1 protein-coding gene is annotated in these 1,753 nt (G+C 42.1%); it reads left to right on the forward strand.

What is annotated here, in order from left to right; all coding sequences use genetic code 11:
• Positions 1 to 1,753, forward strand: a 1,753-nt coding sequence (locus I2F17_RS12450; RefSeq protein WP_235985968.1) for a beta strand repeat-containing protein, incomplete at both ends; no start/stop codon positions are given.

Consider the following 1,753-nt stretch of genomic DNA (forward strand, 5'->3'; position numbering starts at 1 on the left):
GCAAGTTTACTCGGTGGTAATGCAACAGTTGCAGAAAATGGTACAGTCAGCACTTCTGATATTGGTGGAACAGGCAAAGCCAATGTGAATGATGCAGTGGCTTCTGTAAAAGCATCTACAGCAACTGCACAAAGTGCTGCAGATACAGCACAAGCAACAGCAGACAAAGGCTTGAACTTTAGAGCCAATGCAGGGGCAACAGACAAAGTTTCCTTGGGTGAAACGGTTACTTTTGCAGATGGTACCAATACTACAGCAACTTACGATGCCGATAGTAATACCTACAAGTACAGTGTGGTTGATGCGCCAACCTTTGCAGGTCAAGTAACAGCAAAAGGTTTAAATGCAAGTAATCAAAAAGTCACTGGTGTGGCTGAAGGAGCTATTAATTCATCATCGACAGATGCAGTGAATGGTTCACAAATCAAATCGATTTCAGACAGTACTGCAAGCTTACTCGGTGGTAATGCAACAGTTGCAGAAAATGGTACAGTCAGCACTTCTGATATTGGTGGAACAGGTGCAAATACGGTTGAAGGTGCAGTATCTAACCTGAAAAATCAAGCGACTAAAGCGAAAACAACAGTTACTAGTGGCTTAAATACAGAAGTGACAAAAACAACAAATGATGATGGTAGTACAAATTATCAAGTCGCAACAGCAAAAGATCTTACTCTAGATAGTGTTACTTCAGGTAATACGATCTTGAATAAATCAGGTTTAAGCTTTGTTGGTACTGATGGTGTGGCAACTGGTCCAAGTATTACAGCATCAGGTATAAATGCCGGTAATCAAGTCATTACCAATGTAAGTGATGGTACGTCTAATAATGATGCAGTTAATGTAGGGCAATTGAATAAAGTTAAAAGCAGAGTTGATGATGTTCAAGGTCTAGCCGATAGTGCCAAAACATCAGCAGATAATGCCAAAACATCAGCAGATAATGCACAAACATCAGCAGATAATGCACAAACGTCAGCGAATAACGCACAAGCCTCAGCAGATAATGCACAACTTTCAGCAGGTAATGCACAAACTGCTGCTGGTAATCTCACTGCAAAAGTATTAGGCGGCAATGCAACATATGATAAAGATACAGGGGCGATTTCTGTATCTGATATTGGTGGTACAGGCCAAAGTACAGTCAATGATGCTGTTGCCTCTGTTAAAAAACAAGCCACTGAAGCTAAAACAACAGTCACAAGTGGCTTAAATACAGAAGTTACAAAAACAACAAATGATGATGGCAGTACAAATTACCAAGTCGCAACAGCAAAAAATCTCGTTGTAGACAGCGTTACTGCAGGCAATACCGTATTAGACACCACAGGTACAACAGTTGTAGGTAAAGACGCCGATGGCAATAGTACCAAAGCCGTTTACGGTGCATCTGGTACCAATCTCACAGGTCAAGACAGCAGTGGCAACCCAATTAGTGCCAACTACGGTCTCACAAACAGCACGATTAAAGATGGCGCAGGTAACAGCAATACAAGCACCGCATCAAGCAACACTCTAGCTGATAATAAAGGTAATAGTACGGCACAAGATGCAACGGGTACCACAGTCAGCAACGGTACCAATACGGCAGTTTACGGTGCAGATAAAACTGACTACAAAGACAAAGACGACAAAGTATTAACCAGTGTTGGTAAAGATGGTCTGAGTATTACAGGGGCAGATGGAAAAGCGGGTCCAAGCATTACAGCATCAGGTGTAAATGCAGGTGGTCAAACGGTTACCAACGTTGGTG

Source organism: Acinetobacter baretiae (genome assembly GCF_015627105.1).
GTDB lineage: Bacteria > Pseudomonadota > Gammaproteobacteria > Pseudomonadales > Moraxellaceae > Acinetobacter > Acinetobacter baretiae.